The sequence below is a fragment of the Comamonas sp. SCN 65-56 genome, assembly GCF_001724135.1.
Lineage (GTDB): Bacteria > Pseudomonadota > Gammaproteobacteria > Burkholderiales > Burkholderiaceae_C > Comamonas_C.
Window position 1 is genome coordinate 108,409 of sequence record NZ_MEDS01000025.1, and the last position, 26,505, is coordinate 134,913.

At 65.8% G+C, this 26,505-nt stretch carries 24 protein-coding genes; 21 read left to right on the forward strand and 3 right to left on the reverse strand.

Annotated features, from left to right (window positions below):
- Positions 1 to 3: 3 nt before the first annotated feature.
- Genes ABS45_RS13410 through ABS45_RS13435 form a run of 6 tightly spaced genes read left to right on the forward strand, consistent with a single transcriptional unit; the run spans position 4 to position 5,431 of the window.
- Positions 4 to 648: a NeuD/PglB/VioB family sugar acetyltransferase gene (locus ABS45_RS13410; RefSeq protein WP_291556182.1), complete on the forward strand. Its 645-nt coding sequence runs from the start codon at positions 4 to 6 to the stop codon at positions 646 to 648.
- A gap of 24 nt (positions 649 to 672) precedes the next feature.
- The gene (locus ABS45_RS13415) at positions 673 to 1,347 is read left to right on the forward strand and encodes a hypothetical protein (RefSeq protein WP_291556184.1); all 675 of its coding nucleotides are present in this window, start codon (positions 673 to 675) and stop codon (positions 1,345 to 1,347) included.
- Between the two features lie 12 nt (positions 1,348 to 1,359).
- Positions 1,360 to 1,830, forward strand: a complete 471-nt coding sequence (locus ABS45_RS13420) for an FkbM family methyltransferase (RefSeq protein WP_291556186.1) — start codon at positions 1,360 to 1,362, stop codon at positions 1,828 to 1,830.
- A complete protein-coding gene (locus ABS45_RS13425) occupies positions 1,827 to 2,939 on the forward strand; it encodes an aromatic ring-hydroxylating dioxygenase subunit alpha (RefSeq protein WP_291556188.1) in 1,113 nt (370 codons plus the stop codon). Before ABS45_RS13420 ends, ABS45_RS13425 begins: the two co-directional genes overlap by 4 nt.
- A gap of 56 nt (positions 2,940 to 2,995) precedes the next feature.
- A complete protein-coding gene (locus tag ABS45_RS13430) occupies positions 2,996 to 4,882 on the forward strand; it encodes a class I SAM-dependent methyltransferase (RefSeq protein WP_291556190.1) in 1,887 nt (628 codons plus the stop codon).
- A gap of 9 nt (positions 4,883 to 4,891) precedes the next feature.
- Positions 4,892 to 5,431 (forward strand): methyltransferase domain-containing protein, encoded by a 540-nt coding sequence (locus ABS45_RS13435; protein WP_291556193.1) that lies wholly within the window; start codon positions 4,892 to 4,894, stop codon positions 5,429 to 5,431.
- 61 nt (positions 5,432 to 5,492) lie between these two features.
- Here the strand turns inward: ABS45_RS13435 and ABS45_RS13440 are convergent, their stop codons facing one another.
- Together ABS45_RS13440 and ABS45_RS13445 are read right to left on the reverse strand one after the other, a co-directional pair.
- Positions 5,493 to 6,623 carry a DegT/DnrJ/EryC1/StrS family aminotransferase gene (locus ABS45_RS13440; protein WP_291556195.1) on the reverse strand — a complete coding sequence of 377 codons (1,131 nt, stop codon included), beginning with the start codon at positions 6,621 to 6,623 and terminating at the stop codon, positions 5,493 to 5,495.
- An 8-nt stretch (positions 6,624 to 6,631) separates the two neighbouring features.
- The gene (locus tag ABS45_RS13445; RefSeq protein ID WP_291556197.1) at positions 6,632 to 8,281 is read right to left on the reverse strand and encodes a tetratricopeptide repeat protein; all 1,650 of its coding nucleotides are present in this window, start codon (positions 8,279 to 8,281) and stop codon (positions 6,632 to 6,634) included.
- Between the two features lie 227 nt (positions 8,282 to 8,508).
- Here ABS45_RS13445 and ABS45_RS13450 point away from each other — a divergent pair, with 227 nt between their 5' ends.
- The 5 genes from ABS45_RS13450 (at position 8,509) to ABS45_RS13470 (ending at position 15,480) form a co-directional block, all read left to right on the forward strand.
- Entirely contained in the window at positions 8,509 to 9,402 is an 894-nt protein-coding gene (locus ABS45_RS13450; RefSeq protein WP_291556199.1) for an MBL fold metallo-hydrolase, read from the forward strand.
- 178 nt (positions 9,403 to 9,580) lie between these two features.
- Positions 9,581 to 11,923 carry a TonB-dependent receptor gene (locus ABS45_RS13455; protein ID WP_291556201.1) on the forward strand — a complete coding sequence of 781 codons (2,343 nt, stop codon included), beginning with the start codon at positions 9,581 to 9,583 and terminating at the stop codon, positions 11,921 to 11,923.
- A gap of 107 nt (positions 11,924 to 12,030) precedes the next feature.
- Complete coding sequence (locus ABS45_RS13460; protein ID WP_291556203.1) at positions 12,031 to 13,656, forward strand: thiamine pyrophosphate-binding protein; 1,626 nt, start codon at positions 12,031 to 12,033, stop codon at positions 13,654 to 13,656.
- Between the two features lie 52 nt (positions 13,657 to 13,708).
- Positions 13,709 to 14,803, forward strand: coding sequence for an alpha-hydroxy acid oxidase (locus tag ABS45_RS13465; protein WP_291556205.1), 1,095 nt, complete (start codon positions 13,709 to 13,711; stop codon positions 14,801 to 14,803).
- Positions 14,797 to 15,480: a Fe2+-dependent dioxygenase gene (locus ABS45_RS13470; RefSeq protein WP_291556207.1), complete on the forward strand. Its 684-nt coding sequence runs from the start codon at positions 14,797 to 14,799 to the stop codon at positions 15,478 to 15,480. The genes ABS45_RS13465 and ABS45_RS13470 overlap by 7 nt, the downstream gene beginning before the upstream one ends.
- 27 nt (positions 15,481 to 15,507) lie before the next feature.
- On the opposite strand, the gene ABS45_RS13475 is transcribed toward ABS45_RS13470, so the two are convergent.
- A complete protein-coding gene (locus ABS45_RS13475; protein ID WP_291556209.1) occupies positions 15,508 to 17,538 on the reverse strand; it encodes a lytic transglycosylase domain-containing protein in 2,031 nt (676 codons plus the stop codon).
- 17 nt (positions 17,539 to 17,555) lie between these two features.
- Here ABS45_RS13475 and ABS45_RS13480 point away from each other — a divergent pair, with 17 nt between their 5' ends.
- The 10 genes from ABS45_RS13480 (at position 17,556) to glcE (ending at position 26,504) form a co-directional block, all read left to right on the forward strand.
- Entirely contained in the window at positions 17,556 to 18,128 is a 573-nt protein-coding gene (locus tag ABS45_RS13480; RefSeq protein ID WP_291556210.1) for a 5-formyltetrahydrofolate cyclo-ligase, read from the forward strand.
- Between the two features lie 5 nt (positions 18,129 to 18,133).
- Positions 18,134 to 19,354: an MFS transporter gene (locus ABS45_RS13485; protein WP_291556213.1), complete on the forward strand. Its 1,221-nt coding sequence runs from the start codon at positions 18,134 to 18,136 to the stop codon at positions 19,352 to 19,354.
- Between the two features lie 131 nt (positions 19,355 to 19,485).
- Positions 19,486 to 20,208: an arsenical resistance protein ArsH gene (arsH, locus tag ABS45_RS13490; RefSeq protein WP_291556215.1), complete on the forward strand. Its 723-nt coding sequence runs from the start codon at positions 19,486 to 19,488 to the stop codon at positions 20,206 to 20,208.
- Between the two features lie 124 nt (positions 20,209 to 20,332).
- Positions 20,333 to 21,019 carry a glutathione S-transferase family protein gene (locus ABS45_RS13495; protein WP_291556217.1) on the forward strand — a complete coding sequence of 229 codons (687 nt, stop codon included), beginning with the start codon at positions 20,333 to 20,335 and terminating at the stop codon, positions 21,017 to 21,019.
- A 70-nt stretch (positions 21,020 to 21,089) separates the two neighbouring features.
- Entirely contained in the window at positions 21,090 to 21,392 is a 303-nt protein-coding gene (locus tag ABS45_RS13500; protein WP_291556219.1) for a CopG family transcriptional regulator, read from the forward strand.
- Positions 21,389 to 21,682 carry a type II toxin-antitoxin system RelE/ParE family toxin gene (locus ABS45_RS13505; protein ID WP_291556221.1) on the forward strand — a complete coding sequence of 98 codons (294 nt, stop codon included), beginning with the start codon at positions 21,389 to 21,391 and terminating at the stop codon, positions 21,680 to 21,682. Before ABS45_RS13500 ends, ABS45_RS13505 begins: the two co-directional genes overlap by 4 nt.
- Before the next feature lie 8 nt (positions 21,683 to 21,690).
- Positions 21,691 to 22,950 (forward strand): multifunctional CCA addition/repair protein, encoded by a 1,260-nt coding sequence (locus tag ABS45_RS13510; protein WP_291556224.1) that lies wholly within the window; start codon positions 21,691 to 21,693, stop codon positions 22,948 to 22,950.
- Positions 22,951 to 23,033: 83 nt separating this feature from the next.
- Entirely contained in the window at positions 23,034 to 23,768 is a 735-nt protein-coding gene (glcC, locus tag ABS45_RS13515) for a transcriptional regulator GlcC (protein ID WP_291556226.1), read from the forward strand.
- A gap of 154 nt (positions 23,769 to 23,922) precedes the next feature.
- Positions 23,923 to 25,407, forward strand: a complete 1,485-nt coding sequence (locus ABS45_RS13520) for an FAD-linked oxidase C-terminal domain-containing protein (protein ID WP_291556228.1) — start codon at positions 23,923 to 23,925, stop codon at positions 25,405 to 25,407.
- 2 nt (positions 25,408 to 25,409) lie between these two features.
- Positions 25,410 to 26,504: a glycolate oxidase subunit GlcE gene (glcE, locus tag ABS45_RS13525; protein ID WP_291556230.1), complete on the forward strand. Its 1,095-nt coding sequence runs from the start codon at positions 25,410 to 25,412 to the stop codon at positions 26,502 to 26,504.
- Position 26,505: the final 1 nt, after the last annotated feature.

The window sequence follows — 26,505 nt, forward strand, 5'->3', positions numbered from 1 at the left end:
AACATGTCGGACACTCGCCGTTGGGCCTTGATCGTTGGTGCCGGAGGGTTCGGGCGCGAGGTGTTGAGCTACATCGAAGACGACAACCCGCTGTTTCGCGTCAAGGGTTTCCTCGATAGCCGAGCCCACGCGCTGGACGCCACGCCGCGCGATACCCCCATCGTCGGCGACCCCTTGACCTATGAACCGGCGCCCGACGAGGTCTTCCTCGCCGCCCTTGGCGATCCGCGGCAGCGCTTCAAGTACACCGCCACACTACGCGACGTGCACCACGCGGACTTCGCAACGGTGGCTCATCCGAGCGCGCACATCAATCGGCACGCCCGCATGCGCCACGGCTGCATCATCGGGCCGCGCGTCAGCCTTTCCGTCGACGTGCAGATCGGGGAATTCAGCCACCTGCAGGAATACACCGTGGTGGGCCACGATGCGCGCGTAGGCAACTGGTGCCAGATCAACAGCCACTGCTCCATTGCGGGCGGCGCCCACATTGGCGACTTCGTCACCATCCATCCCAATTGCGTTGTTACCAGCGGCGCCGTGATTGGCGATGGTGTCACCGTGGCGGCGGGGAGTGCGGTCATCGGCCGTATTCCTGACGGCATCACGGTGTTGGGCAATCCGGCGCGTCGCTTTTCTTTTCGTTAATACAACTCCGGTATCGACAACTCCATGAGCCTCCTTGCACCCCTCATCGCATCGCTTGAGCGCTCTGCGGAACCCATCAGCCCCGCCGATATCGCTGCTCGATCATTCATCGCCCTAGGACCGAATTCGTCCTTGGGACTGAGCAAACTGAAGCCCCTTGTGCAAGCTGGAGCCCGCTTTGAATGGGCGGTGGATGACTACTGCACGGCTTCGCACATTGAAGGCATACCCGTCATCACCTCAGCACAATTGCTGGAGCGCGCCAAGAGGCTTCCTGCCGACGTAGTCGCCATTGATTTCACCCAATCGTCCTACAGCACAGGGTATTTCAAGGCGCTCACAGAGCGTGCAGGCATCGAATTGCGCGATCTTCTCCAGGCGCAGGCCTACTTCGATACCGTAGGGGTCTACGAGAGCGTACGCACGTATCGAGCCCGCACCATCGCGCGGGCCGATGACTGGCTGAAATTCGCGCAGCGCCTCGCAGATGATCGGAGCCGAGAAACCCTGTATGCCGTGCTTCTGCAGCGCCTGGAGCATGACCGGAACTGGGCTGCTGACATTCGCCTTGACGGCCGTGATGAATATTTCGGAAATGCAGACAGCAACACCTTCATCCTCGGGCACCAAGAGCACTTCGTCGATTGCGGGGCCCACCGCGGCACAGTGCTACACAAGCTGCTGGGCATCACTTCTTGACGCTATGCCAGTTTGCATGCGTTCGAGCCTGATTCAGAAAATTTTGCCGTGTTGGCGCAGCCGACGCCGTGGCCGTTGGAGCGTTTTTACCCACACCCATGCGCAGTGGCTGAAAAAGCGCAAACGCTGCGTTTTCACCAAACCGGCACCGTCAGCAGCCATATGTCTGAACAAGGAGCGGTCAGCGTGCAATGCGTTCCTGTGGACGACTGGGTGGAAAAAGCCAGCTTCATGAAATTTGACGTCGAAGGTTTCGAGTCACGCGCACTGCGTGGGTCGCAGCGATTACTGCAACAACATCGCCCGCGCCTGGCCATCGCGGCTTACCACTACGCCACCGATATTCTTGACATCGCACAAACGCTGGATGATCTGGCACCCGGATACACCCTGTATCTGCGCCACCATCTCGGCTACCACTTCGACACCATCCTGTACGCCACGCCCCGCAAAGACTGGCATCCTATTGATACTGCTGCATGACTGATTCCACCCACCGTGTCAATCCAGAGGCCTATCGCGCACCAGAACACCACCTGCGTGAATCGCAAACGTTGTTTCACACCAGCTGGCTCTTCGCCGGCCTCCTGCTAGAACTCGAAGCAAAAGCGCATTACGGCGTGCGACTAGGGGATACCGAGCTACTTTTGCAGCGCGACAAACAGGGACGGCCGCGCGCCTTCCTGAATGTCTGCACCCACCGCCAAGCCCAGTTGTGCGAGCCTGGAGTGCATGCCGGGCCAGTGCGCTGCCCCTACCACAGTTGGGTCTTTGACCAGGAAGGCATGCCGACAGGCATTCCCTGCCGGCAGGCTTTCCCACAGGTCACGGCGTCCCCGGAAAAATTCCGCCTGACCGAATTTGCCTGCGAAGCCGTGGGGCAGTCCATCTTCGTGCGCCTGGCCGCCGAAGGCCCCAGCTTGCGCGCCTATTTGGGCAACCAATATGCGTTCCTTGAACGCGCCAGCGCTGGCATGCACAGCGTGCAGGATGAATTCCAGGAAGAAGTCCACGCCAACTGGAAGGTGGTGATCGAGAACTCGCTGGAGGGCTATCACGTGCCCGCCGTGCATACCCGCACCTTCGGGCAGATCGACGGCATGAGCCGCGAAGAACAAGCCCCGGTCTTTTTTCTGGATGACCCACGGCACAGCTATCTGGAGCATGCTGCCGACCCCGATTGGATCCGGCGATTTACCAGTGCCGAACGCAAGATCGGGCAGTGGCCGTGGCGATTCGAGCACTACACGCACCGCATGATCTTTCCCAATCTCACGGTGACATCGTTCATGGGCTACAGCTTCCATATTCAGCGGTTTGACCCCGTCGCCACGAACCGCACCCGCGTGCATTCGCGCACGGTGGGCGTGCAGTTCGCCAACAGCACGGCAGTCGGTGCCAAGATGATCGAGCGCATTTATGCCGATGGCCATGCCTTCACCCGGCGGGTTTTCGCCGAGGACTGCGGCATCTGCCGAAGGGTGCAGGCCGGCCTGGAGCAGGCCACGCGCACAGCGGTGCTAGGTATCGGCATCGAGGACCGGGTGGCGCACTTTCAACGTGCATACCTGCAAGCCATGCCGCCCGCCTGAAAATTTCGTCATCCGCTTGTCTTGATCCGCGCGCATTCACTATGAATATCGTTTGTTTGCCTGACCTGCTGCGTGGCGTACGCACCTTTCCCGACGCTTTTTTTGATCTGATGCGCGAGTCGATCCGGCAAGGTGCGGGCATCGACATGGGCTATCCACCTGGCGGCAAGAGGCCACACGGGTTGATGTCGGGGTTTGACCTGATCGAGTTCCGCGCACTGGCGGGAATCACGGCCCGCTCCTTTGAAGATGCCCACGAGCGGCAGCGGCACTGGTCCTGCTGCTACCACCAGTTGCCACGCCGAGCCATTGATTACCTTTTTGTGCACATCCCGGCAGGTTGTCTGCTGTTGTCTTTTGAAATGCCGCCGTGGCTGATGCAGGCCTGCGCGGAACAGGGAGCGGATTTTCTGGACTTGCGCGCCTCCCCTTTGCGCTTTGGCCGAGATCTCTACATCGCGCTGCGATCGAGTCGGAGGGATATTCGACAGCGCATCGGTGGCCATATCGTGCTCGACGAGGAGCTGCGCCTGGAGGCAGCCATCCTGGGCGCCAATGTGCGCCTGCACAAAGCACGGCTGGAAAGCGAGCGCGGTTTCACCTTCGAAGCGTTGGATGGCTGTCTGCTTTTTGCAGGACAGGCACCTTATGACGCATCATTGCTCGCGCCCGATGGGCGATCGCTGCGCGCCGACGATTTCGCTGACCGGCTGCTTCAAGTGAGCCGAGGACGCCGCCTGCTGCACAAGGGGCATCCTTTTGCGCTGGAGGCCGCTCAAGCGGAACGGGCGCTGCTGCACCACATCACGGGGCAAACGCCCGAGCTCTGCCAACAAAATGCCTACCAGATTCTGAGCAGCGAAGAAGATGTGGCGCTGGTGGGGATTTCCTCCGGATTGCTGCAGGAAGCTGTCTGGTTCGGCAAGACGGCACACATGCTGTATCGCCCCTACGTGCCCCTGGCAGACAACGACAACGACAACGACAACGACAACGGGAATGCTTACCAGCAAATTCATTTTCAGTCGCTGCTGGCACCCTCTTTCTGGCACCAGTTACTGGCTCCGGAACGGTCGGCTCCCCGATTGGCTGCCCTCCCCGAACTGGCGCACCACCATGCACGCCAAACCATCGATCAATGGTGGGACTATTCCAAGGTCTTGACCTGGGAACGCACTTTGCCCTACGAAACCGTCATGCGCGGTGGCGGGGCGGGGCTGCGGCAACGCCTGGAGGCTCTGGAGCGCCAAGCTGGCCAAGGCTGGGCTAGCGCCCCATCTGATGACCACGATTTCAGCCTGAACTCGGGCGAGCGCCAGGTGGCCACGCGCTATGAGGACATCCGCGCCGACCACCGCTATCGCTATGAGTGGGCCCATGCGCGCCTGCCCGAGAAGGGTCATGGGGTAGATGTGTTTTGCGGCAACGGCTACGGCACCCATCTTCTGTCCACGTCCCGGCATGTGCTGGGCATTGATGGCTCGACCGACGCCATCCGCCTGGCCGAGCAGCACTATCGCACGCCCAACACCCTGTTCGCCCAGGCGCGCTACCCCTTCAGCCTGCCAAGCCAAGCTTTTGATTTCGCCGTCTCGCTCGAATCGGTGGAGCATGTGGAGCAGGGCGAGGCGTTCTTCGCCATGCTGGCGGCCAGCCTCAAACCCGGCGGCTTGTTGTTCTTCTCCACACCTTGCGAAACTCATCTCCCGCATGCGAAGTTTTCCCATCTTTTCCACTTTCATTACCGGCACTACCTCTTGGAAGAAGCCAAGGCGTTGATCGATGCACATGGGCTGGAACTGCTCGAATGGGCCGGGCAGGACGTTTACTCCTTCAACGCCCAGGGCCAACCCGTGCCGCTGGCGGACCCCACGCGGATGCAACTGCACAACGGCGCCGAGCGGCAATTCATCATCTTTGCCTGCCGCAAGAGAATTCCTTGAAGGGCTGTCGTGAAAGGCGATTCAACACAGTCTCTCAAACTTCACGTCGGGTGCGCGGATCTGCGCCTGGACGGGTTCATCAATATCGATTGCCGCCCTACCCCTGCCACCGATCTGGTAGCACCGGCATGGGGCATTGCCGGGGTGGCGGGTGGCACCGTCGGTTTCATTTACTCACGGCACATGCTCGAACACCTCGACCCTGAAAATGCACGAAGAACACTCCAGCATTGGCTTGCACTGCTGGAGCCTGGTGGCACGGTCAATGTCATCGTGCCGGACATCGAATTCCACGCACGGCAGCTTCTGGGGCTAACCCACAGTGTCTTGCCTGACCAAGAGCAGCACGCATTCGCCGGCTTCTGGGGTTGGCGCGACGTAGCGCGCGGAGGTGATCGAGAGGATGCCCACCGATGGGGTTACACGCAAAAGACGTTAACCGCCGAGTTGATGCAGGCGGGCTTCGTCGGCGTCTACCGGCGTACCGTGGGCGCGGACACTAACCCTTGGCACCTTAATCTTTGCGCCAGCAAAGCAACGTCAGATTGATCGCCTTGATGACCGTCCTCGCCAGCAGAACCCCCTGACTTCTGATCGGGAATCATCATCATCAAAAAACCGCTTCCACCACCGCCCGCACCCGCTCACGCTGCCCCTGGGCCATCCCCGCAAAAAACGGCAGCCCCAGCAGTGTCTGCGCCAAATCCTCCGCGCAGGGCGTGGGCAGGCGCACCGTGTCGCCGGGCAGCGCCTGCATTTGGCTGAGCAGCGGCTGGTACCAGCGCCGCGTCATGAGCCGTGCCTGGGCGCAGGCGGCTTCCAGGGCGTTGCGCGTGGCGGCGTCGGGCAGGCGGGCGCAGAGGGTGGTGGGGGCCATCAAGGGTGCGTCGCAGGCCGGGGTTTGCCAGCGCAGGCGCGCGCCGCTGGCGGCGTTCAATATTTGAATCAAATCAGCCTCAAGCGCTTGCCTGGCTTGCGCACCACACTCCCATTTTGAAAGTGACACCAGGCCAATCGCGGCGTGGTATTCGCTCATCTTGGCGTTGCTGCCCACGCTGGCCAGAGCGCCCGGGGGTACGCTGGCGGCGGGGTTCAGGTTGATGCCGAAATTGGAGAGCTGGCGCACGCGCTCGGCCAGGCCCGGGCGGGTGGAGACGACCAGACCGCCCTCGCCGGCAGGCAGGCTTTTGGTGGTGTGCAGGCTGAAGACCAGCGTGCCGCCGGTCCCCTGCAACCACTGGCTGCCATACGCTGCAGCGGCGTCGATCACCACGGGCAGGCCGCTGCCCTGCTCGAACTGCTGCCACGCTGCCATGTCGTGCGGCATGCCGAAGGCGGCCACGGGCAGCACGGCGTCGATGCGGGTGCGCTGGCAGGCATCGCGGGCAATGGCGGGTGTGAGCAGCCAGCTGTGCGCGTCCACGTCGGCCAGCACCGGAATGGCGCCTGCGCGCACCACGGCGGTAGCGGTGGCAACGAAGGTGAAGGCCGGGATCAGCACGCGTGCGCCCGGGGGCAGGCCCAGCGCCTGCAGCACCAGCTCCAGTCCGAGCGTGGCGTTGGCTACGGTGGTGAGCTGGCTTTGCGGCAAGGCAAAGCGGCGGGCGAAGGCGGCTTCCAGCTCCAGCACCAGCGGGCCGAAGTTCGAATACTGGTGCGCCGCGTGCATGCGCTGCAGATAGGGCAGCAGCTCCTCGGGGCTGGGCATGTCGGGCACCAGCAGGGGGATCCACTCTGGCACGGCGGCGCTCACTCGGGGGCTTCCACGGCTGCGAGCTGCGCTGACAGATCGTCTGCCACGCTGCGGCTTTGGCGGTTGCCGCGCAGGTAGTTAAGCCACATCAGGCGGTAGGCTACTTCCAGCTCGCCGGTACGCGCGGCATAGTCCATGAGCACGCTGCGCTGCAGCTGCGCGCGGGTTGCATAGCGCAGGGCGCTCAGGCGATCGGGGTCGTCCATGAAGGCCAGGGCGCGCTGCACGTAGCAGTCTTCATCAGGTGCCACCCATTCGGGCCAGCCCAGGCCTTGGAGCATGCGGGCGGTGGAGGCATCCACACCGCGCTCGGCATTGAGGGAGACGATGGGCAGGCCCATCCACAGCGCATGCAGCGTGGTGGTGCCACCGGAGACGGGGGATGTATCCAAAGCCACATCGGCCACATGGCCTAGTTCCATGAACTGGTTGAGCGGCTGCTGATGCATCACGAACACGCGCTCGAGCGGCATGCCCGCAGCCTCCACGCGGGGCTGCATGTTGGCTTGCGCGGCCTCGGCGGTGCGCTCCTTGACCATGATGACCAGGCGCGCGTCGGTACGCGCATGCAGGATGCGCGCCCACAGGCGCAGCATGGCATCGGTGATTTTGGCCGAGCTGTTGAGTGATATCAGTGTGGGATAGCCGTTCTTGAGCAGCGGTGGCTCTTCGCACAACGGTGCGTAGGCGGGCGGCGCGTAGCTGGCCATGCCAGCGACGCGAAACAGCGTCTCGTCGTAATACTTTTCATGCCCGGCTGGAGCAATCCCGTAGTCGACGATGCGGTAGTCCATCGCCTTCATGCCCAGCGGCAACATGAAGCCCAGCCAGGTGACCTGCACCGGCGCGGCGCGGCGCGCAAAGGTGAGCAGGCGGTGGCCTGCGGTATGGCCGGAGAGATCTACCAGGATATCGATTCCATCGGCGCGGATCTGCGTGCACAGGTCCTCATCGCTGACTTTGATGACGTCGTGCCAATGCGCCACGAAGCGCTGCAGCTCAGCGGTATAGGCGTCGTGCCGACCGCTGGAATACACATGGATTTCCACGTTGTCCGGGTTGTGGTGCTCAAGCACCGGCCGCATGAAGAAGGCGATGGAATGCTCGCGAAAGTCGGCCGTGACATAGCCCACCTTCAGGCGCTTGCGCGGATCACGATTGCGCACCACGAGCGGCCTGGCCTTGCGCGTGAGCGGGTCGGCAAAGCGCCGGCCCCAGTCGCGGTAGACCTGCAGCGCGTTCATCGGATCGCGGTCGGTGTGCGCGCGGATGTAGGCGCGCATGGCCCAGATATAGCTTTGCTGGCTGCGCCTGGCGACCTGGTCGATGAGCTCGCAGGCGCGTTCGCGCTGGCCCAGGCTGTAGTAGGTGAACGCCAGCGCGTGCTGGGCTTCCAGCAGGTTGGGCTGCAGCGCCAGCGCCGTCTCGAGCGCCGGCAAGGCCTGCGCGAAGTTGTCCATCTTGATGTAGATGCGCCCCACCCGCGCCCAGATGTCGGCACGCTGCGGATCGATGGCGAGTGCCGAGGTGTATTGGGTCAGCGCGGCGACGAGGTTCTGGCTGCGATCGGCCTCGTCGGCCAAGTGCATGTTGATCAGCAGATCGGCTTCGTCGTCAAGGTTCAGGGTGTTGCTCTGTGCGGCCATGCGTGCGTTCCATCCGGTGCGCAGACGCCCCCAGGACGCCTTGTTGCCGAATGCTAACCTGCACGCGCGGCGCGAAAAGCCGGAGATATGCACCCTTGGGCGGGTATCCGGCGTCTTGCGCGGCCTGGCGCACGGGCCTGTGCACTACAGTGCCGTCAATCCTCCGGTATTGGTGACTCTTGGTTTGATAGCTAATGACGCAAAACATACAAGCGCTTCCGGCTGAAATGACCGTGTTTCAGCGCGGCTGGCTTTCGGCCAACAACATCCTTTTCACCGACGGGGGCGAGACGGCCGTCGTGGATACGGGCTACCACACCGATGCGGCAGAAACCGTGGCGCTGATGGAGCGGGCGCTGGGCGAGCGTCCGTTGGAGCGCATTCTCAACACGCATCTGCACAGCGACCACTGCGGTGGCAATGCCGCGCTGCAGGCGCACTGGCCCGGTGCGCAGACCGCCATTCCGCCGGGGCAATGGGCGCAGGTGCGCGACTGGGACCCGGTGGCGCTCTCCTACGAGCCCACCGGGCAGTTCTGCCCGCGCTTTCGCGTCGATGGCGTTTTGGAACCTGGCACTGTGACTGACTTGGGTGGTCGCAGCTGGCAGATTCACGCCGCACCGGGGCACGACCCGCATGCGGTGGTGCTGTTTCAGCCCGATCTGCGTTTGTTGATCTCCGGCGACGCGCTGTGGGAGAACGGCTTTGGCGTGGTGTTTCCCGAGCTCGAGGGCGAGCACGCCTTCGAACAGGTCGCCGCCACGCTGGATCTGATTGCATCACTGGCGCCAACCACCGTCATTCCGGGCCATGGCATGGTGTTTGATGACGTTCCCGGTGCACTGGTGCGCGCCCGCGCGCGCCTGGCGGGCTTTGAGGCCGACCCCGTCAAGCACGCGCTGCATGCCGCCAAGGTGCTGCTCAAGTACAAGCTGATCGAATGGCGCAGCCAGCCGCTGGAAGATGCCTACGCTTGGCTCTCGCGCACCGCCTATTTCCAGCGCGTGCACCAGCGCTTCTTTGGTACTGCCGACCGGCGTGCGTGGTTCGACCAGCTGGTGCAGTCGCTGGCCCAGTCGGGCGCATTGCGGCTGCAAGACGGCGTGCTGCTCGACGTCTGAGCGCCGGCGCGCCCGGTCGCGGCACGCCACCGTCTTTCGTATCGCCGCCGCAACAGCCACGGCGCGCAAGCCCTTGCAATCCCCGGGTTTTCCCTTGGTTTGTCCAAATTTTCATTGAATGCGAATGATTCTCACTGATAATCCACACCGTTTTTGTTTGTAACCATTGCTCCATCCCATGCCAGCCCAGTCCTCCATCTTTCGTCCTTCCAGCCTGCGCCTGGCCACCAGCGTGGCTGCCAGCCTGTCCGCCGCCGCCCTGCTGCCACTGGCCGCGCAGGCGCAGAGCCAGCCCGCCGCCGCCAGCGGCACCGCGCTGCCCACGGTGACGGTCAAGGAAGAAGCCATCGACCCCAACCCGAACGCCGAAGTCGGCGCGCCCTACAAGGCCAAGACTTCGGCTGATTCGCGCCACACCAAGCCGCTGGCGGAAATCCCGCAGACCATCTCGGTGATCACCGGCGCGGAGATCCAAGATGCCGGCCACACCGATCTGAAACAGATTCTGGCAACCCAGCCCGGCATTACGCTGGGCACGGGCGAGAACGGCAATGCCTTTGGCGACCGCTACATCATCCGCGGCCAGGAAGCGCGCTCGGACGTGTTCGTCGATGGTCTGCGCGACCCGGGCATGACGACGCGCGAGAGCTTTGCCATCGAGCAGCTTGAGATCACCAAGGGTCCGAGCTCCAGCTTCGCCGGGCGCGGCTCGGCCGGTGGCGCGATCAATGCGATCACCAAGCAGGCGACGACCGACCTGGATTTCACGCACATCAACGTGGGCGTGGGCACCGACAAGCACTACCGCCTGACGGGCGACGCCAACCACGTCTTCTCCGACAGCTTTGCGCTGCGCGCCAACGCCCTGCTCGGCCGTGAGGACGTGCCTGGCCGCGGCCCGTCAAGCCGCAGCCGCGACGGTCTGGCACTCTCGGGCCTGTGGAAGGCGAACGAAGATCTGTCGGTCACGGTCGATTACTACGGCCTGCGCGCCAAGGACAAGCGGCCCGACCTGGGCTATTTCCTCGTCGGCACGCCGCCCAACCGCCATCCGGCCAGCAATGTGCCGCTGTACGCGCAGAACAACGATTTCTTGAGTTCCGACGTGGACACGCTCACCGCACGCGTGAACTGGCAGATCAACCCCGACGTGAAGCTCACCAGCCTGACGCGCTACGGTCAGTCGCAGAACGGCTACGGAACCACCGGTGCATCGATGGGCAGCATCGTCGATGCCGGTGGCAACCACCTATACGACGCGATCAAGCTCGACGGCGGTCACACGGGCTGGCAGGACGTGAAGTATTTCGCGCACCAGAGCAACATCCGCTGGGATGCGGACCTGGCGGGCATGATGCACGCCTTCATCTTCGGCTTTGAGTACACCGACCACAAGGTGATCTCAGGCAACTACAAGGTGAGCAATACGGCGGCAACCAACTGCCTGTCGCCCGGGCGCGGCGGCGGCGTGAGCGGTGCCTGGTGCCTCACCGGCGTCGACGGCGCACTGGTGACGGGTGATGCGGGAAGTTTCCTCGGGCGCGACTACACCCGCCAGACCTGGACGCGCGACTGGCGCGTGAAGACCACCTCGCTGTACGCGATGGACACGGTCGATCTGAACGAGCGCTGGACAGTATTCGGCGGCGTGCGCGCCGATCACTACAAGCTCACCATGCTGACGCAGAACAACACCACCGGCGCCGACACGGGCGACTACGGCTTCAGCGACACGCTGGCCAACGGCCACCTGGGCGTGAGCTACAAGCTGAGCGCGCAAGGCATGGTGTATGCCAGCATCGGCACCGCGCAGGACATCAATGGCGGCGAGCCCGACACCGGCACCAGCAGCGGCTATGGCGGCCTGGTCATCCACGACGGCAGCGCGGCCGGCGCCAAGCCGGAAAGCTCGGTCAACCTGGAGATCGGCACCAAATGGAACTTGCTAGACGACAAGCTGCTGGCGACTGCCGCCGTGTTCCAGACCACCAAGCGCGACGTGATGGAAGGTGCGGACTACGACACCATCGGCACCTTCAACACCGGCAAGAACCGTGTGCGCGGCATCGAGCTGGGGCTGGTGGGCAACGTCACGCCGCGCCTGCAACTGCAAGCGGGTCTGGCGCTGATGCAATCGCGCGTGCTGGCCTCGGCCACGGCGGCGAACGTCGGCAACCCACTGTCCAACTTCGCCAACCGCAGCGCGGTGCTGGTCGGCAAATACCAACTCACACCGCAACTGTCGATCGGCGCGGGCGCACGCTATGAAAGCGGGCGCTGCGGCGGCCAGCCTGATACCGGCGCCGGGTTCAACGCCCAGGGCTATTGCTCGCAACCGGTCCCGGGCTACAGCAGCTACGACCTGTTCGCGGCCTACCGCTTCAACAAGCACGCGACGCTGCGCCTGAATGTGCTCAACGCGACCAACAAGGATTACTTCACCGCCGTCTACCGTTCGGGCGCCTTCCTGTACAAGGGCGACAGCCGCGCAATTCGCGTGACGCTGGACATCGAGCTGTAAGGCAGGAAGCCGTACGCATTGCGGGGGAATCCTGGTGGGGAACTCCCGGGAGCCTGTCCGCAGGCTCCTAAAATTTGCGCCTTTGCCACCCCCATTGAAAGCCCGCCATGAAGGTCCATGAAGCCATCGCCCACACCCTGCACGAGGTGGGCGTCAAGGAGTTGTTCGGCCTGATCGGCGACGGCAATCTCTACATGGTGGACAGCTTCGTGCGCCAGGGCGCGGGGCGCTACATCCGCGCGGTGCACGAGGCGGGCGCGGTGCTGATGGCGCTGGGCTGGGCGCAGGTCACCGGCCGCATCGGCGTTGCAACGGTGACGCATGGCGGCGGCCTGACCAACGCGGTGACGCCGCTGGTGGAGGGCGTGAAATCGCGCACGCCCATGGTGCTGCTCGCCGGTGACACGCCGATGGAAGACCGTGAGCACCTGCAGAAGGTCAACCAGAGCGAGTTCGTCATCGCCACCGGCGCCGGGTTCGAGCAACTGCGCAGCCCGCGCACCGTGGCGCGGGACGTGGTGCGCGCGTTTCACCGCGCCTGGCTGGAACGGCGCCCCGTCGTGCTCAACATGCCGGTGGATTTCCAGTGGCAGGAGGCGACGCCGGAAAAAGTCTCGCTCAAATTCCCCGAGGTGCGCAGCGCCACCACCGCGAGCAACGACATGGACAACGCCGTCGGCATCATCGCCTCCTCGCGCTTGCCGGTGGTGCTGGCCGGGCGCGGCGCGATGGCGCCCGAGGTACAGGCCGCCATCCGCCGTTTTGCCGCACGCATCGAGGCGCCGCTCACCACCACGCTGCGCGGCAAGGATCTGTTTCAGGACGACGAATTCAACCTCGGCTTCTGCGGCACGCTGAGCAACCCGCTGGCGCTGGAGGTGCTGACGCAAAGCGATTGCATCATCGCCTTTGGCGCCAGCCTGAACAAATACACCGCGGCACTGGGCAGCCTGACGAGCAAGAAACGCATCATCCAGATCAGCCCCTTCCCCGAGGACATCGGCCGTTATGCCGACTTCGAGGCCGGGCTGGTCGGCGATCTCGACCTGCTCGCCGACGCCATGGTGGCGCTGATGGACGAAGCGGAAATCCCCGGTTCGGGCTGCCGCAGCGACGAACTGCGTGAGCGCATCCGCGACTGGCAACCCGCCACCCGTGTGCGCGGCACGCCGCGCCCCGGCACGGTGGACGTGCTGCAGGCCTTGCAGGCGATCAACGCCGCGCTGCCACCCGAGCGCCTGTTCGCCACCGATGGCGGGCGCTTTGCGATTGCCGCCTGGGCCGAGATCGACGTACAGACGCCGCGCCACTTCGTGCACACGCAGAGTTTTGCCGCGATTGGCCTGGGGCTGGGCGAGGCGATCGGCGCGGCGATCGCCGCCGAAGGCAAGCCCACGCTGCTGGTGGCGGGCGACGGCAGCTTCATGCTTTCAGGGTTGTCGGAGCTCACCACCGCGGTGCGCGAAAAGCTCGACCTGGTGATCGTCATCTGCAACGACGGCAGCTACGGCGCCGAGTACATCCAGTTCACCAAAAAGGACATGGACCCGTCGCTCTCGCTGCTCGATTGGCCCGATTTCGCCCCGGTGGCGCAGGCGCTGGGCATCCCGGCGGCCACCGTGAGCAGCAGCGCGGAGTTGGACGCCGCGATGGCGCAGCTCAAGGCGCGGGACCGCAGCCGGCCCTTTCTGATCGACATCAAGCTCGATCCGAAAGTGATGCCTGAGTTTTGAACCAAATACCGGCTTTGCGCTTGCCCATCAAGCGTCAACAGCTATCAATTGCATGGCAAACACAGAGCGCATTCCAGACGGCATCCACAACGCCATCGACTACGAATACCGCGCGCCCGAGGTGCTGGGCGCCCAGCGTTTTGCCTACATCGCCGGCGGCAGCGGCCTGGACGTGACGGTAGCCGCCAATCGCTCGGCGTTCGGGCGCTGGGCCAGCGTTCCCCGGCTGCTGCGCGATGTGCGCGGTGGCCACTCCCGCCTGCAGCTCGCCGACATGGCGCTGCCCCACCCTTTTGTGCTGGCACCGGTGGCGCACGGCCTGCTGGCACACTCGCAGGCGGAACTCGCCACCGCGCGCGCCGCCGAGGCCACCGGCACCTGCCTCGTCGCCAGCACGCTGAGCTCACGCCCGCTGGAAGTGATTGCCGCGGCCGCCGGGCCGGCGCGCTGGTTTCAGCTCTATCTGCAGCCCGAGCGGGCGCACACGCTGGACCTGCTGGCGCGCGCCCAAGCCGCCGGGTATCGCGCCATCGTGCTGACGCTGGACGCCAGCCTGCAGCTGCCCAGCCGCAGTGCGCTGGCGAGCGGCTTCGTGCTGCCCGCCGACTGCGTGGCGGCCAACCTGGCGCGCTATCCACAAGCGCCAACGCCGCAACCAGGCGAGGGGCAAAGCCGCATCTTCCAGGGCGCAATGCGCCATGCCCCCACCTGGGACGATCTGCGCTGGCTGCTCTCGGCCACGCACTTGCCGGTCTGGGTCAAGGGCGTGCTGCATGCCGAGGACGCGCGCCAGCTCAAGGCCGCGGGCGTGGCCGGCATCGTCGTCTCCAACCACGGCGGGCGCGGCCTGGACGGCAGCCCGGCCAGCCTCAGCATGCTGCCAGCCGTGCGCGCCGCAGTCGGCAAAGGCTATCCGGTGCTGATGGATGGCGGCGTGCGCAGCGGCCACGACGCCTTCAAGGCACTGGCGCTGGGCGCCAACGCGGTGCTCATCGGCCGACTGCAGCTCTACGCCCTGGCCGTCGCCGGCGCACTCGGCGTGGCGCACCTGCTGCAATTGCTGACCGAAGAGCTGCACGCCACCATGGCGCAGGCGGGTTGCGCCACCTTGTCCGACATCACCCCCGAGGCACTGCTGCCATGCTGATTGCCATCGATCACGTCCTCACCGCGGCGCAGGTGGCGCAGTTTCGCGCCCAGCTCGACAGCGCGGATTGGCACGACGGCGCGCGCACCGCCGGCACCCTGGCCAAGACCGTCAAGCGCAATCAGCAGCTGCCCGACGGCAGCGAACTGGCCGTGCGCCTGGGCCGGCAGATCCTGCAGCGCCTGGCGGCCACACCGCTGTTCGTCAGCGCCGCCTTGCCGCGCACGATTTACCCACCCAAGTTCAACCGCTATGCGGACGGCGGCGAATACGGCGCGCATGTGGACAGCGCGTTGATGGTCTTGCCCGATTCCAGCCAGCAGATGCGCACCGATCTTTCCGCCACCCTGTTCCTGGCCGAGCCCGAGGACTACGACGGCGGCGTGCTGGAAGTCGATGGGCCGTTCGGCGTGCAGCAGGTCAAGCTCGCGGCCGGCGACATGGTGCTGTACCCGTCCAGCAGCCTGCACCGCGTAACGCCCGTCACCCGCGGTGCGCGCCTTGCCTCGTTCTTCTGGATCGAGAGCCTGGTGGCGGACGAGACCGAACGCAGCTTGCTGTTTGACCTGGACCAGAGCGTGCAACGGTTCACGCCACTGGTCGCACCCGATGACGCGCGGCTGGTGCAACTCAGCGGCGTCTATCACAACCTGCTCAGGCGCTGGGCCAGGCCCTGAGCCTCGGCTCCCAAGCCGCGATTCGCGTCAGGGCAAATCGGGGTTCGGCTCGCGATCGCTGCTCCCGCGCGGGCCGACCTTGCCGAGGCGGCTTTTGAGCGACTGCGGCTCGCCGGTGATGATGGCGGCGTAGTTCACCGTGTTGGCCAGCACTTTCTTCACGTAGTCGCGCGTTTCGGTGAACGGCACGTTCTCGGCCCAGATGGCGGCCTCGATCACCGGGCCGTTGCGCCAGGCGCGCGGGCGCCCCGGCCCGGCGTTGTAGGCGGCGGCGGCCAGCGGCATGGAATCATCGAAGTCGTCCAGTGCCAGCTTGAGGTAGGCCGTGCCTATGGTGATGTTGGTTTCCTGATCGGTGAGCTGATCCTGCGTGAAACCGGTCAGACCGATCTTCCTGGCCGTCCAGCGCGCGGTGGCGGGCATGACCTGCATCAGGCCCGAGGCACCGACATGCGAGCGCGCATCCATGATGAAGCGGCTCTCCTGGCGCACCAGGCCATAGACGTAGGCCGGATCGAGCCCGATTTCCTTCGCGCGCCTGAGCACCGCGTCGTGAAACGGCATGGGGAAGCGCTGCGCGCTGGCTATCACCGTCTTGGTGCGCTCGCTGGTGTTGATGCAGCGGTCCCACACCTCCTGGCTGCAGGCAAAGTCGGCAGCGGCGAGCAGTTCGCGCTCGCCCATGCCGCCGGGGGTGTGCAAATTGGTGGTGTAGTTCCACTCGCGCACGCCTTCGCCGCGCAGGCCCAGCAAGATGGCGTAGAGCGCGCGGTTGAGCCCCGGATTGGCGCGGGCGGCGGCCTTTTCTTCAGCGCTGAGCGGCGCGGGTGCCGGCGGCGTCTGGATGCGCCCGCCGAGCTCCTCCATCGCCAGCTGCTCATAAAAGCCGCTGGTGCCGGCGATGCGTGCATACAAGGCCTCGGCCTGCGCCCTGGCGTCGGCGCTGGGCTGGCCTGCCATCAGCGCACGCGCCTTCCAGTAGACCCATGTGCTTTCCTCGCGCAACGCGGGGCGCATGGCATCGATGGCCTGGCGCACCTGCTTGAACTGGCCGGCGCGCAGCGCGGCACGCGCCTTCCAGGCCAGCATGTCGTCGGACAAGTCGGCATCGCGCTTGACCTTGGCAAAGTAGGCCATCGCGTCGTCCGAGAGCGACAGCGCCGCCTGCCGCGCTATCGCGCCCCAGACCCAGTCGCGCTGCTCGCTGCTAAGGCGCTCGGCCCAGGTATCGGACAGCAGCCGCGCCGCGCCGGTGTAGTTGCTCATCGCCAGGCGCACCAGCGCCAGCGTGACGAGTTCACTGGGGTGCTCGCGCAGCGCCGGTTCAGCCGCTTTGTGCTTGCCTTTGGTTTTGGCTTTGGTCTTGGCCGCAGGGCCGCCCAGCGCGAGGTATTTGCTGGGCGCGCCAAAGGCGTCGCCGAACTGCGCCAGCAGCTGCGGCGCCACCGCCTCGACGGCAGCGCGCGACTGCCCCGGATGGTTGATCTCACCGCCCAGCCGCACCTTGCGCCAGACATCCAGCGGTTGGATGCGGCCATCGGCCAGCAGCTGCGCGGCGGCCTGGGTGCAGCCGTCGCTGCTTCGCTTCTGGGCATACCAGCGGCTCAGGACCTGATCGCCCGCATCCGCCGGTGCCTCTCCCCTGAGCTCGGCCACCAGCAAGGCATAGCAGCGAACGTTCGGATCGTCGCGCATGCGAAAGTCCTGCAGCACATCGGAAAAGCGCTGCCAGTCGCGGCGTTGCCCGAGGATCAGCAGCCAGTCGTTGCGCAGGCGGTCTTCCTGGTAAGTACCCTTCCAGCGCTGGAAAAACGCCTGCACTTCCTCATCGCTGGCGGACTCCAGGCGCGCCTTGAGCTCCCAGTACGCGGCCCAGGCCTCGATGGGACTGCCCGCCGCCTGCGGCAGCAGCTGCGTCAACTGGGCGCGGTCGCCCTTGCGAAAGGCCTTGTGCATCTGCAGCAGCACTTCGTCACTGACGTTTTGCGCCGTCGCGGGCATGGCCGCCATCACCACCAGGGCCGCAAGCAGCAGTGTCAGAATCCGGATGAATTGCATATGAGGGGAATTATCGGATGGACAAAGCAGCCGTACGCAAACGCCTGGTGGCCGAACGCCTCGCCCTGCCCGATCGCCTCGCGCGCGCCGACGCGCTGCAGCAGGTGCTGCGGTTTTGGCTGGTGCAGCGCCCCGACAACGTCATCGGCGCCTACTGGCCGATCAAGGGCGAGTTCGACGCGTTGCCCGCGCTGCATCGCTGGAAGGAAGACGGCGAGCTGATGGATGAGCCCCAGCGCCGACGCATCGGCCTGCCGGTGATCGACAAAGCCACCAAGACGCTTGCGTTCCACGCCTGGTACCCCGGCTGCCCGATGGAGGAAGACGCCTACGGCATTCCCAAACCCAAGGACACCGAGGTGTTGCACCCCACGCTGCTGTTCGTGCCCTGCGTGGGCTACGGGCCCGGCGGTTACCGGCTGGGTTACGGCGGCGGTTTTTACGACCGCACGTTGGCCGCCTTGCAGCCCAGACCCTTCACCGTGGGGCTGGGCTACACGCACGGCTATGTCGACGACTTCGTGCCCGAGGCGCACGACTTGCCCCTGGATGCGATCCTGAATGACAACGGAGTGGTGTGGCCGGTGTAAGCGGGATGGACGCACCGTCCCGGGTCAGGGTTGTCGGATCACTGGGCGTCGCCCAGACACTGGCCTGGGGGTCTTCGTACTACCTGCCGGCCGTTCTGGCAGCGCCCATGGCCCGGGAGCTGGGCATCACCACGCCCATGGTCTACGCAGCGTTCTCGGGCGCACTGGTGGCCTCGGCGCTGCTCGGGCCAGTGGCCGGCCATGCGATCGATCGCCACGGGGGCCGCAACGTCCTGGTCGCTGCCAGCCTCCTGTTCGCTCTGGGCCTGGCCATGCTGGGCCTCGCTCCAGGGCCCTCGATGATGGTGGCGGCCTGGCTGATCATCGGCGTGGCGATGGGCGCCGGCCTGTACGAGAGCGCGTTCTCCACCCTCGTGCGGATTTACGGCCGCGATGCCCGCAGCGCGATCACCGGCATCACGCTGATCGCCGGCTTTGCCAGCACGGCAGGCTGGCCGCTGTCCGCGTGGATGCAGGCGCAGTTTGGCTGGCGCGGCGCCTGCCTCGGCTGGGCGGCCCTCCATCTGCTGCTGGGGTTGCCACTCAATGCCTGGCTGCCGCGCACGGGGCGTGCATCCAGGGTCGATGGGGCGCCAGCCAAGGCACATGCCGAAGACCAGGCAGCTTCCGTGGATGCACCGCCCGCAACACCCGCGTCCGCCGGCAGGGTCTCGGTCCTGCTGGCCTTTGTCTTTGCTGCCACCTGGTTCATCAGCACCGCCATCGCCACGCACCTGCCCCGGATGCTGGAAGCCACGGGAATGACACTGGCAGCGGCCGTCGGCATAGGCGCCCTGATCGGACCGGCGCAGGTGGTCGCGCGGATGCTGGAATTCGGCGTTCTGCGCGCCATCCACCCGCTGCTCTCGGCGCGCCTGGCCGCGCTTGCCCATCCCATTGGTGCGATGGCCTTGCTCGTCACGGGGCCTGCCCTGGCCCCGGTGTTCGCCATGCTGCATGGCGCGGGCAACGGCATTTTGATGATCGCCAATGGCACCTTGCCGCTGGCGCTGTTCGGTGCGCGGGGCTATGGCGCCCGCCAAGGCTGGCTGATGCTGCCGGCGCGGTTCGCGCAGGCCCTGGCTCCATTGCTGTTCGGGCTGGCCCTGGATGCCTGGGGCGTGAATGCGCTGTGGCTCACCAGCGCCTTGGGAGCGGCGGCGTTTGGCGCCTTGATGCTGCTGCGTCCACCCCCATCGCCCTCGCCAGCCCACTTGCCTGACTGATTTTTTTGGTTATTCCTCCGGAGGCTTCATGCTCCAACACCCCATCTCCATTCACCGTCCCATGCTGGTGACGCCGCCGGGCAGGCGCATGGGCCCGCCTTCCAGGGCAATGGCAACCGCGGAGTGCTGCCGTGCCTGAGCATCGGATGAATTTGCCCAATATCGACCCCGCGCTGCTGCAGCAACCCGACACGCTGCGACTGCTCGCGCCCGCGCGCGCCACGCACGCGCCGCGCTTCCTGCTGCTCTACGGCTCGCTGCGCGAGCGCTCGTTCAGCCGCCTCGCCGCCGAAGAAGCCGCGCGCATCCTGCGCGCGCTCGGCGGCGAAACCCGCATGTTCAACCCCTCCGGCCTGCCGCTGGTGGACGATGCCCCCTCAGACCACCCCAAAGTCAAGGAGCTGCACGCGCTGACGCAATGGGCCGAAGGCATGGTGTGGAGCTCGCCCGAGCGCCACGGCGCGATGACCGGCCTGATGAAGACCCAGGTTGACTGGATCCCTCTGTCCGCCGGTGCGGTGCGCCCGACCCAGGGCAAGACCTTGGCGGTGATGCAGGTCTCGGGCGGCTCGCAGTCCTTCAACGCCGTCAACCAGATGCGTGTGCTGGGCCGCTGGATGCGGATGCTGACCATCCCGAACCAGTCCTCGGTCGCCAAGGCATACCAGGAGTTTGACGCAGCCGGGCGCATGAAGCCTTCAGCCTACTACGACCGCATCGTGGACGTGATGGAGGAGTTGATGAAGTTCACGCTGCTCACGCGTGACGTCGCGCCGTACCTTGCGGATCGCTACAGCGAACGCAAGGAAAGCGCCGAGGCACTGAGCCTACGCGTGCAGCAGGCGGCGCTCTGAGCGCTTGAGAGCGCGGTTTCGGTCTTCAATCGCCGTCTGCCGACGCCGCAAACACCTTTCACCCACCGGCAGAAGGAGGATCGCGCCAAAATGCGCGCACCTTTTCCTTGAAAGCGTCCTCCCCATGCTCACGCTCTACATCGGCAACAAGAATTATTCGTCCTGGGCCATGCGCGTCGGTGTGCTGATGACGCAGGCGCAAATCCCGCACGAGCAGGTACTGGTGCGCTTTGACGGCTTTGATGAAGGTTCCGCCTTCAAGCAGCGCCTGAAGGCCGTCAGCCCCACCGGCAAGGTGCCGCTACTGGTCGATGGCGACCTGAAAATCTGGGACACGCTGGCGATCTGCGAATACCTCGCCGAGCAATTCCCGGGCAAACACCTGTGGCCACAGGACAAGGCCGCGCGCGCGGTAGCGCGCAGCGTCGTGGCCGAGCTGCACAGCGGCTTCGGCGCGCTGCGCCAGCATTGCTCGATGAACATCGAGGCGCACCTGCCCGAGGTCGGCGCGATCCTCTGGCGCGACCAGCCAGGCGTGCGCGCCGACGTGCAGCGTGCGGTCGAGCTGTTCCCCGAGTTGCTCGCGCGCCACGGCGGACCCATGCTGTTCGGTGATTTCAGCATCGCCGATGCTTACTACGCACCGATGTGCACGCGTTTCATGACCTACGGCATCCCCTTGCCGCCTGCGGTTCAAGACTACGTGCAACGTGTGCTGGCGCTGCCGGGCGTCAAGGCCTGGTGCGACGATGCGCGCGCCGAGCACGATTTCGTCGCGTTTCAGGAACCGTACCGGCTGCGGCGCGATTGACGGCTTGCCATGGACCGGATGTAGCACGAATGTGCTACATTGACCACAAACCTTGACCGAAGGGCGCACCATGTCGACCACCACCATCCGCCTCGAAGACACCCTGAAAACGCGCATCAATGCGGCTGCGCAGCACGCGGGCACGACGGCGCATGCCTTCATCCTTGAAGCGATCGAGCGCACGGTGGCGCAGGCGGAGCAGGACGCCGCCTTTCACGCGCTGGCACAGGAACGCTGGGCGCACATCCGCGCCACCGGGCGCACGGTGGCCTGGGATGAGGCCAAGGCCTACCTCGGCGCACGCGCCCAAGACCAAACAGCACGCAACCTCAAGGCCGGCACGGCCAAACCGGCAGCGCACCCTGGCGCATGACCCGACTTGAACTGGCCCCCGAGGTGTTCGAGGATTTCGACCGCTTCTTCGAGCACATCGCGCAACACGACCCGGGCAGTGCGCCCGAGCGCATCGGCACCCTTATCGATGCGCTGCAAGTGCTCACGCACAGCCCCGAGATCGGCCGCCCCGTGGGCGATGGTCTGCGCGAACTGGTGATCGGCCGCGCGTCGCGCGGCTACGTGGCGCTGTACGCCTACGGGGCGGCGCTGGACACGGCCTTCGTGCTCGCGCTGCGCCACCAGCGCGAGCAGGGGTTCAAGCGCTGATGGCGGCGATGCAGATTTACCAGGTCGGCGGCGCGGTCCGCGATGCGCTGCTGGGCCGCCCGGTGCACGACCGCGACTGGGTTGTCGTTGGCAGCACGCCAGAGGAAATGGCAGCACTCGGCTACCAACCCGTAGGGCGCGACTTTCCGGTCTTTTTGCACCCGAAGACGCACGAGGAATACGCGCTGGCGCGCACCGAGCGCAAGAGCGGGCGCGGCTATCGCGGCTTTGTGGTGCAGGCCTCGCCCGAGGTGACGTTGGAAGAAGACCTGGCGCGGCGCGATATCACTATCAACGCCATAGCTGCCAGCCCCGATTGGACGGGCGCTGGAGCCGTATTTGACCCATATAACGGCGTAGCTGACCTGAAGGCGCGCGTGCTGCGCCACGTGGGCCCTGCCTTTGCCGAAGACCCGGTACGCATCCTGCGCGTGGCGCGCTTTGCCGCGCGCTTTGCCGATTTTTCCGTCGCGCCCGAGACGCTGGCGCTGATGCGCGCAATGGTCGCGGCGGGCGAAGCGGATGCGTTGGTACCCGAGCGCGTGTGGCAAGAACTCTCGCGCGGGCTGATGGAAGAAAGGCCCTCGCGCATGCTGCAGGTGCTGCGCGATTGCGGCGCGCTGGCCGTGCTGCTGCCCGAAGTCGATCGCCTGTGGGGTGTGCCACAGCGCGCCGACTACCACCCCGAGGTGGATACCGGCCTGCACCTGCTGATGGTGCTGGACATGGCCGCACAGCTCGATGCCAGCCTGCCGGTGCGTTTCGCCTGCCTGACGCACGACCTGGGCAAGGGCACCACGCCCGCGCATATCCTGCCGCGCCACCTGGGCCATGAAGGGCGCAGCGCCCAGTTGCTCAAGGGCGTGTGCGAACGCCTGCGCGTGCCCACCGATTGCCGCGAGACCGCGGACGTGGTGGCGCGCGAGCACGGCAATATCCACCGCAGCAACAGCCTGGATGCCGCCGCCATCCTGCGCCTGCTCGAGCGCTGCGACGCGCTGCGCCAGAGCGCGCGTTTTGCGGATGTGCTGCTGGCCTGCGAATGCGATGCGCGCGGACGCGGCGGATTGCACGCATCGCCCTACCCGCAACGGCCGCGCCTGGCGGCGGCATTGCAGGTGGTGCAGCAGGTGGCCACCGCGGCGATTGCCGCACAGGCCGCTGCCGCCGGCGCACGCGGCCCGCAGGTGGGCGAAGCGATTCGCCGCGCGCGTGTGCAGGCGCTGCGGCAATGGCTGCTGGCACCAACCACATCCCCACAGCCCTGAAACCGCGCCACACGCCACGGCAAGCAGGTAAAGTGGTATGACCAGTGGACCGTATCGACGCACCGGAACAAGGAGCGCAAAACATGCCCGTAGCGGATTGGGTGGTGCAGCGGCTGGAGGCCCTGATCACCGAGGGAATACTCAAACCCGGCCAGGCCCTGCCGTCGGAACGCAGCCTGTCGGCGCGGCTGGATGTATCGCGCGCGGCCATTCGCGAGGGGCTGCGCGCCTTGCGCGCGCGCGGCTTGATCGAAACCGTGCACGGGCGCGGCTCCAGGGTGGCCGGCCTGGTGAAACGTGCCGAGCTGCCACCGCTCATGCGCCAACTGCAGGCGCGTCCCGAAACGCTGTATGACCTCTTCGAGGTGCGCCAGATGCTGGAGGCCGAATCCGCCCGCCTGGCCGCGCTGCGCGGCAGCCGGGCCGATTTCGCCCGCATCACGCGCCGCTACGAAGAGATGCAATCGTCGCGCAGCCGGGCCACCAGCGCCGCCACGCTGGCCCAGCTGGACCATGCGTTTCACGCCTCGATCTGCGCGGCCTCGCACAACCCGGTGCTGGTGCATACCCTGAGCTCGCTGTCCGACCTGCTGCTGACCTCGGTGTTCGCATCGGTCAACAACCTCTACCACCGGGAGGAGGACATGCGCGTGATCGACCAGCAGCACACGCGGCTGTACAAGGCGATCATGGCGCGTGATTCGGAGCAGGCACGGCGGCTCGCAGGCGCGCATATCGATACCGTGATCGCCTGCCTGCGCGAGATAGAAACATCAGAGCATCTGCTGGTGGTGGATGCGCTGCCCACAGCACCCTGATGGCAAAGCGCGCCGCGTGCGCATCAACTGGTCATACCAGCAGCGAAAGCCATCGACATCGCCTGCTTCGTGACCAACAATCGGGGACGTCTCCATGAACCCACGCACGCCCAGGCGCGCGCCATGCGTGCCTGCAACCAGAACCGTCCCATCCATGACAGCCACCACTTCCGAGAACCGCGCTGAACGCCAGGCGGAAATCGTGCAGGCCCTGCTCAACTGCGTGCCCGCGCATGCCCTGCTCTGGAACGCCGAGGACACCACGCCCTACGAATGCGATGGCCTCACCGCCTACCGCCAGCGCCCGCTCGTCGTCTGCCTGCCAGAGACGGAGGACCAGGTGCAGGCAGTGCTGCGCGCCTGCCATCGCCTGGCGGTGCCGGTGGTGGCGCGCGGCGCAGGCACGGGGCTGTCGGGCGGCGCACTGCCGCATGCGATGGGGGTGACGCTCTCGCTCGCCAAGTTCAACCGCATCCTGAAGATCGATCCCTTCGCCCGCACCGCGCGCGTGCAGTGCGGCGTACGCAACCTCGCCATCAGCGAAGCCGCCGCCGCGCACGGCCTGTACTACGCGCCCGACCCCAGCAGCCAGATCGCCTGCACCATAGGCGGCAACATCGCGGAGAACTCGGGCGGCGTGCACTGCCTGAAGTACGGGCTGACGCTGCACAACGTGCTGCGCGTGCGCGGCTTCACGGTCGCGGGCGAGCCGGTGGAGTTCGGCTCCGAGGCGCTGGATACCCCGGGCTACGACCTGCTGGCCGCCGTCATCGGCAGCGAAGGCATGCTCGCCGTCACGCTGGAAGCCACGGTGCGCCTGATCCCCAAACCGCAGCTGGCGCGCTGCATCATGGCCAGCTTTGCCGACGTGCGCCATGCGGGCGAGGCGGTGGCCGCGGTGATCGCCGCCGGCATCATCCCCGCCGGGCTGGAGATGATGGACAAGCCCATGACCGCCGCGGTCGAGGACTTCGTGCACGCCGGCTACGACCTCGATGCCGCTGCCATCCTGCTGTGCGAGAGCGACGGCACGCCAGAAGAAGTTGAAGAGGAAATCGGCCGCATGTCGCAGGTCCTGACTGCGGCAGGTGCTACGAAAATTGCAGTCAGCAACTCGGAGCAGGAACGCCTCACATTCTGGAGCGGGCGCAAGAACGCCTTCCCGGCCAGCGGACGCATCAGCCCCGACTACATGTGCATGGATTCGACCATCCCGAGGAAGCGCCTAGCGGACATCCTGCTGGCGATTGCCGAGATGGAGAAGAAATACCGCCTGCGCTGCGTCAACGTCTTCCACGCGGGCGACGGCAACCTGCACCCGCTGATCCTGTTCGATGCCAACGATGCCGACGAGCTGCACCGCTGCGAGCTGTTTGGCGCCGACATTCTGGAGACCAGCGTCGCCATGGGCGGCACGGTGACCGGCGAACATGGCGTGGGCGTGGAAAAGCTCAATTCCATGTGCGTGCAGTTTTCCGCCGAGGAAAACGCGCAGATGCTGGCACTCAAGAACGCCTTCGATCCGAGCGGCCAGCTCAACCCCGGCAAAGTCATCCCCACGCTCAACCGCTGCGCCGAGTACGGCAAGATGCTGGTGCGCGCGGGCAAGATCTCCCACCCCGAGCTGGAACGTTTCTGAGCATGAAAACGCTGCAGACCCTTGCCGAACAAGTGCGCGCCGCGCACGCCGCGCGCCAGCCGCTCACCATCCGGGGCGGTGCCACCAAAGCCTTTCACCCCCTGGCCGCAGGCCTTGCGGGCGACCCGCTCGACCTGCGGCCGCTCTCGGGCATCCTGAGCCATGAGCCGACCGAGCTGGTCATCACCGCGCTGGCCGGCACGCCGCTGGCCGAGATCGAGGCAGCCCTCGCCGAACACGGCCAATACCTGCCGTTCGAGCCGCCGCGGTTCGGCGCCGGCGGCACGCTGGGCGGCATGGTGGCCACCGGCCTCTCGGGCCCGGCGCGCGCCAGCGTCGGCGCGGTGCGCGACTACGTCCTTGGCATGGAGATCATCAACGGCCAGGGCGAGCTGCTGCGCTTTGGCGGGCAGGTGATGAAGAACGTCGCAGGCTACGATGTCTCACGCCTCATGGTCGGCAGCTGGGGCCAGCTCGGCGTGATCACCGAAGTCAGCCTGAAAGTGCTGCCGCTTCCGGTTCTGGAAACCACGCTGCGCTTTGAGTGCTCGCAAGCCGACGCGCTGCAGCGCCTGAATCAGTGGGGCGGCCAGCCACTGCCACTGAACGCCAGTTGCTGGGTGCACGCCGATGGGCAGGAGTTGCTCTATTTGCGCCTGCGCGGCGCCCGCGCAGCAGTGCAGGCCGCCTGCCAGCGGCCCGGTGGCCAGCGCCTGGCCGATGTGACTGGCGACTGGGACGCCTGCCGCGACCAACGCCTGCCGTGGTTTGCAACGCGCTCTGCCGATCACGCGCTGTGGCGGCTTTCCGTACCGCAAACTGCGCCAGTGCTCGCCTTGCCCGCGGGCATTGCCGCCCCGCTCGTGGAGTGGCACGGTGGCCTGCGCTGGGTGCAGGCACCGCTCACGGCCGGTGACGCTCTGCGTGCAGCCGCACGCCAGGCGGGCGGAGATGCCACCGTTTTCATAGCTCCGAACGCAGATGCAGCAAGCGCCAGAAGCCAATTTGACATCGAAAACCCGGCACTCCAGGCCATCCACCAACGCCTGAAAGCCGCCTTTGATCCGGCGGGCATCCTGAACACCCGCAGAGCCTGAG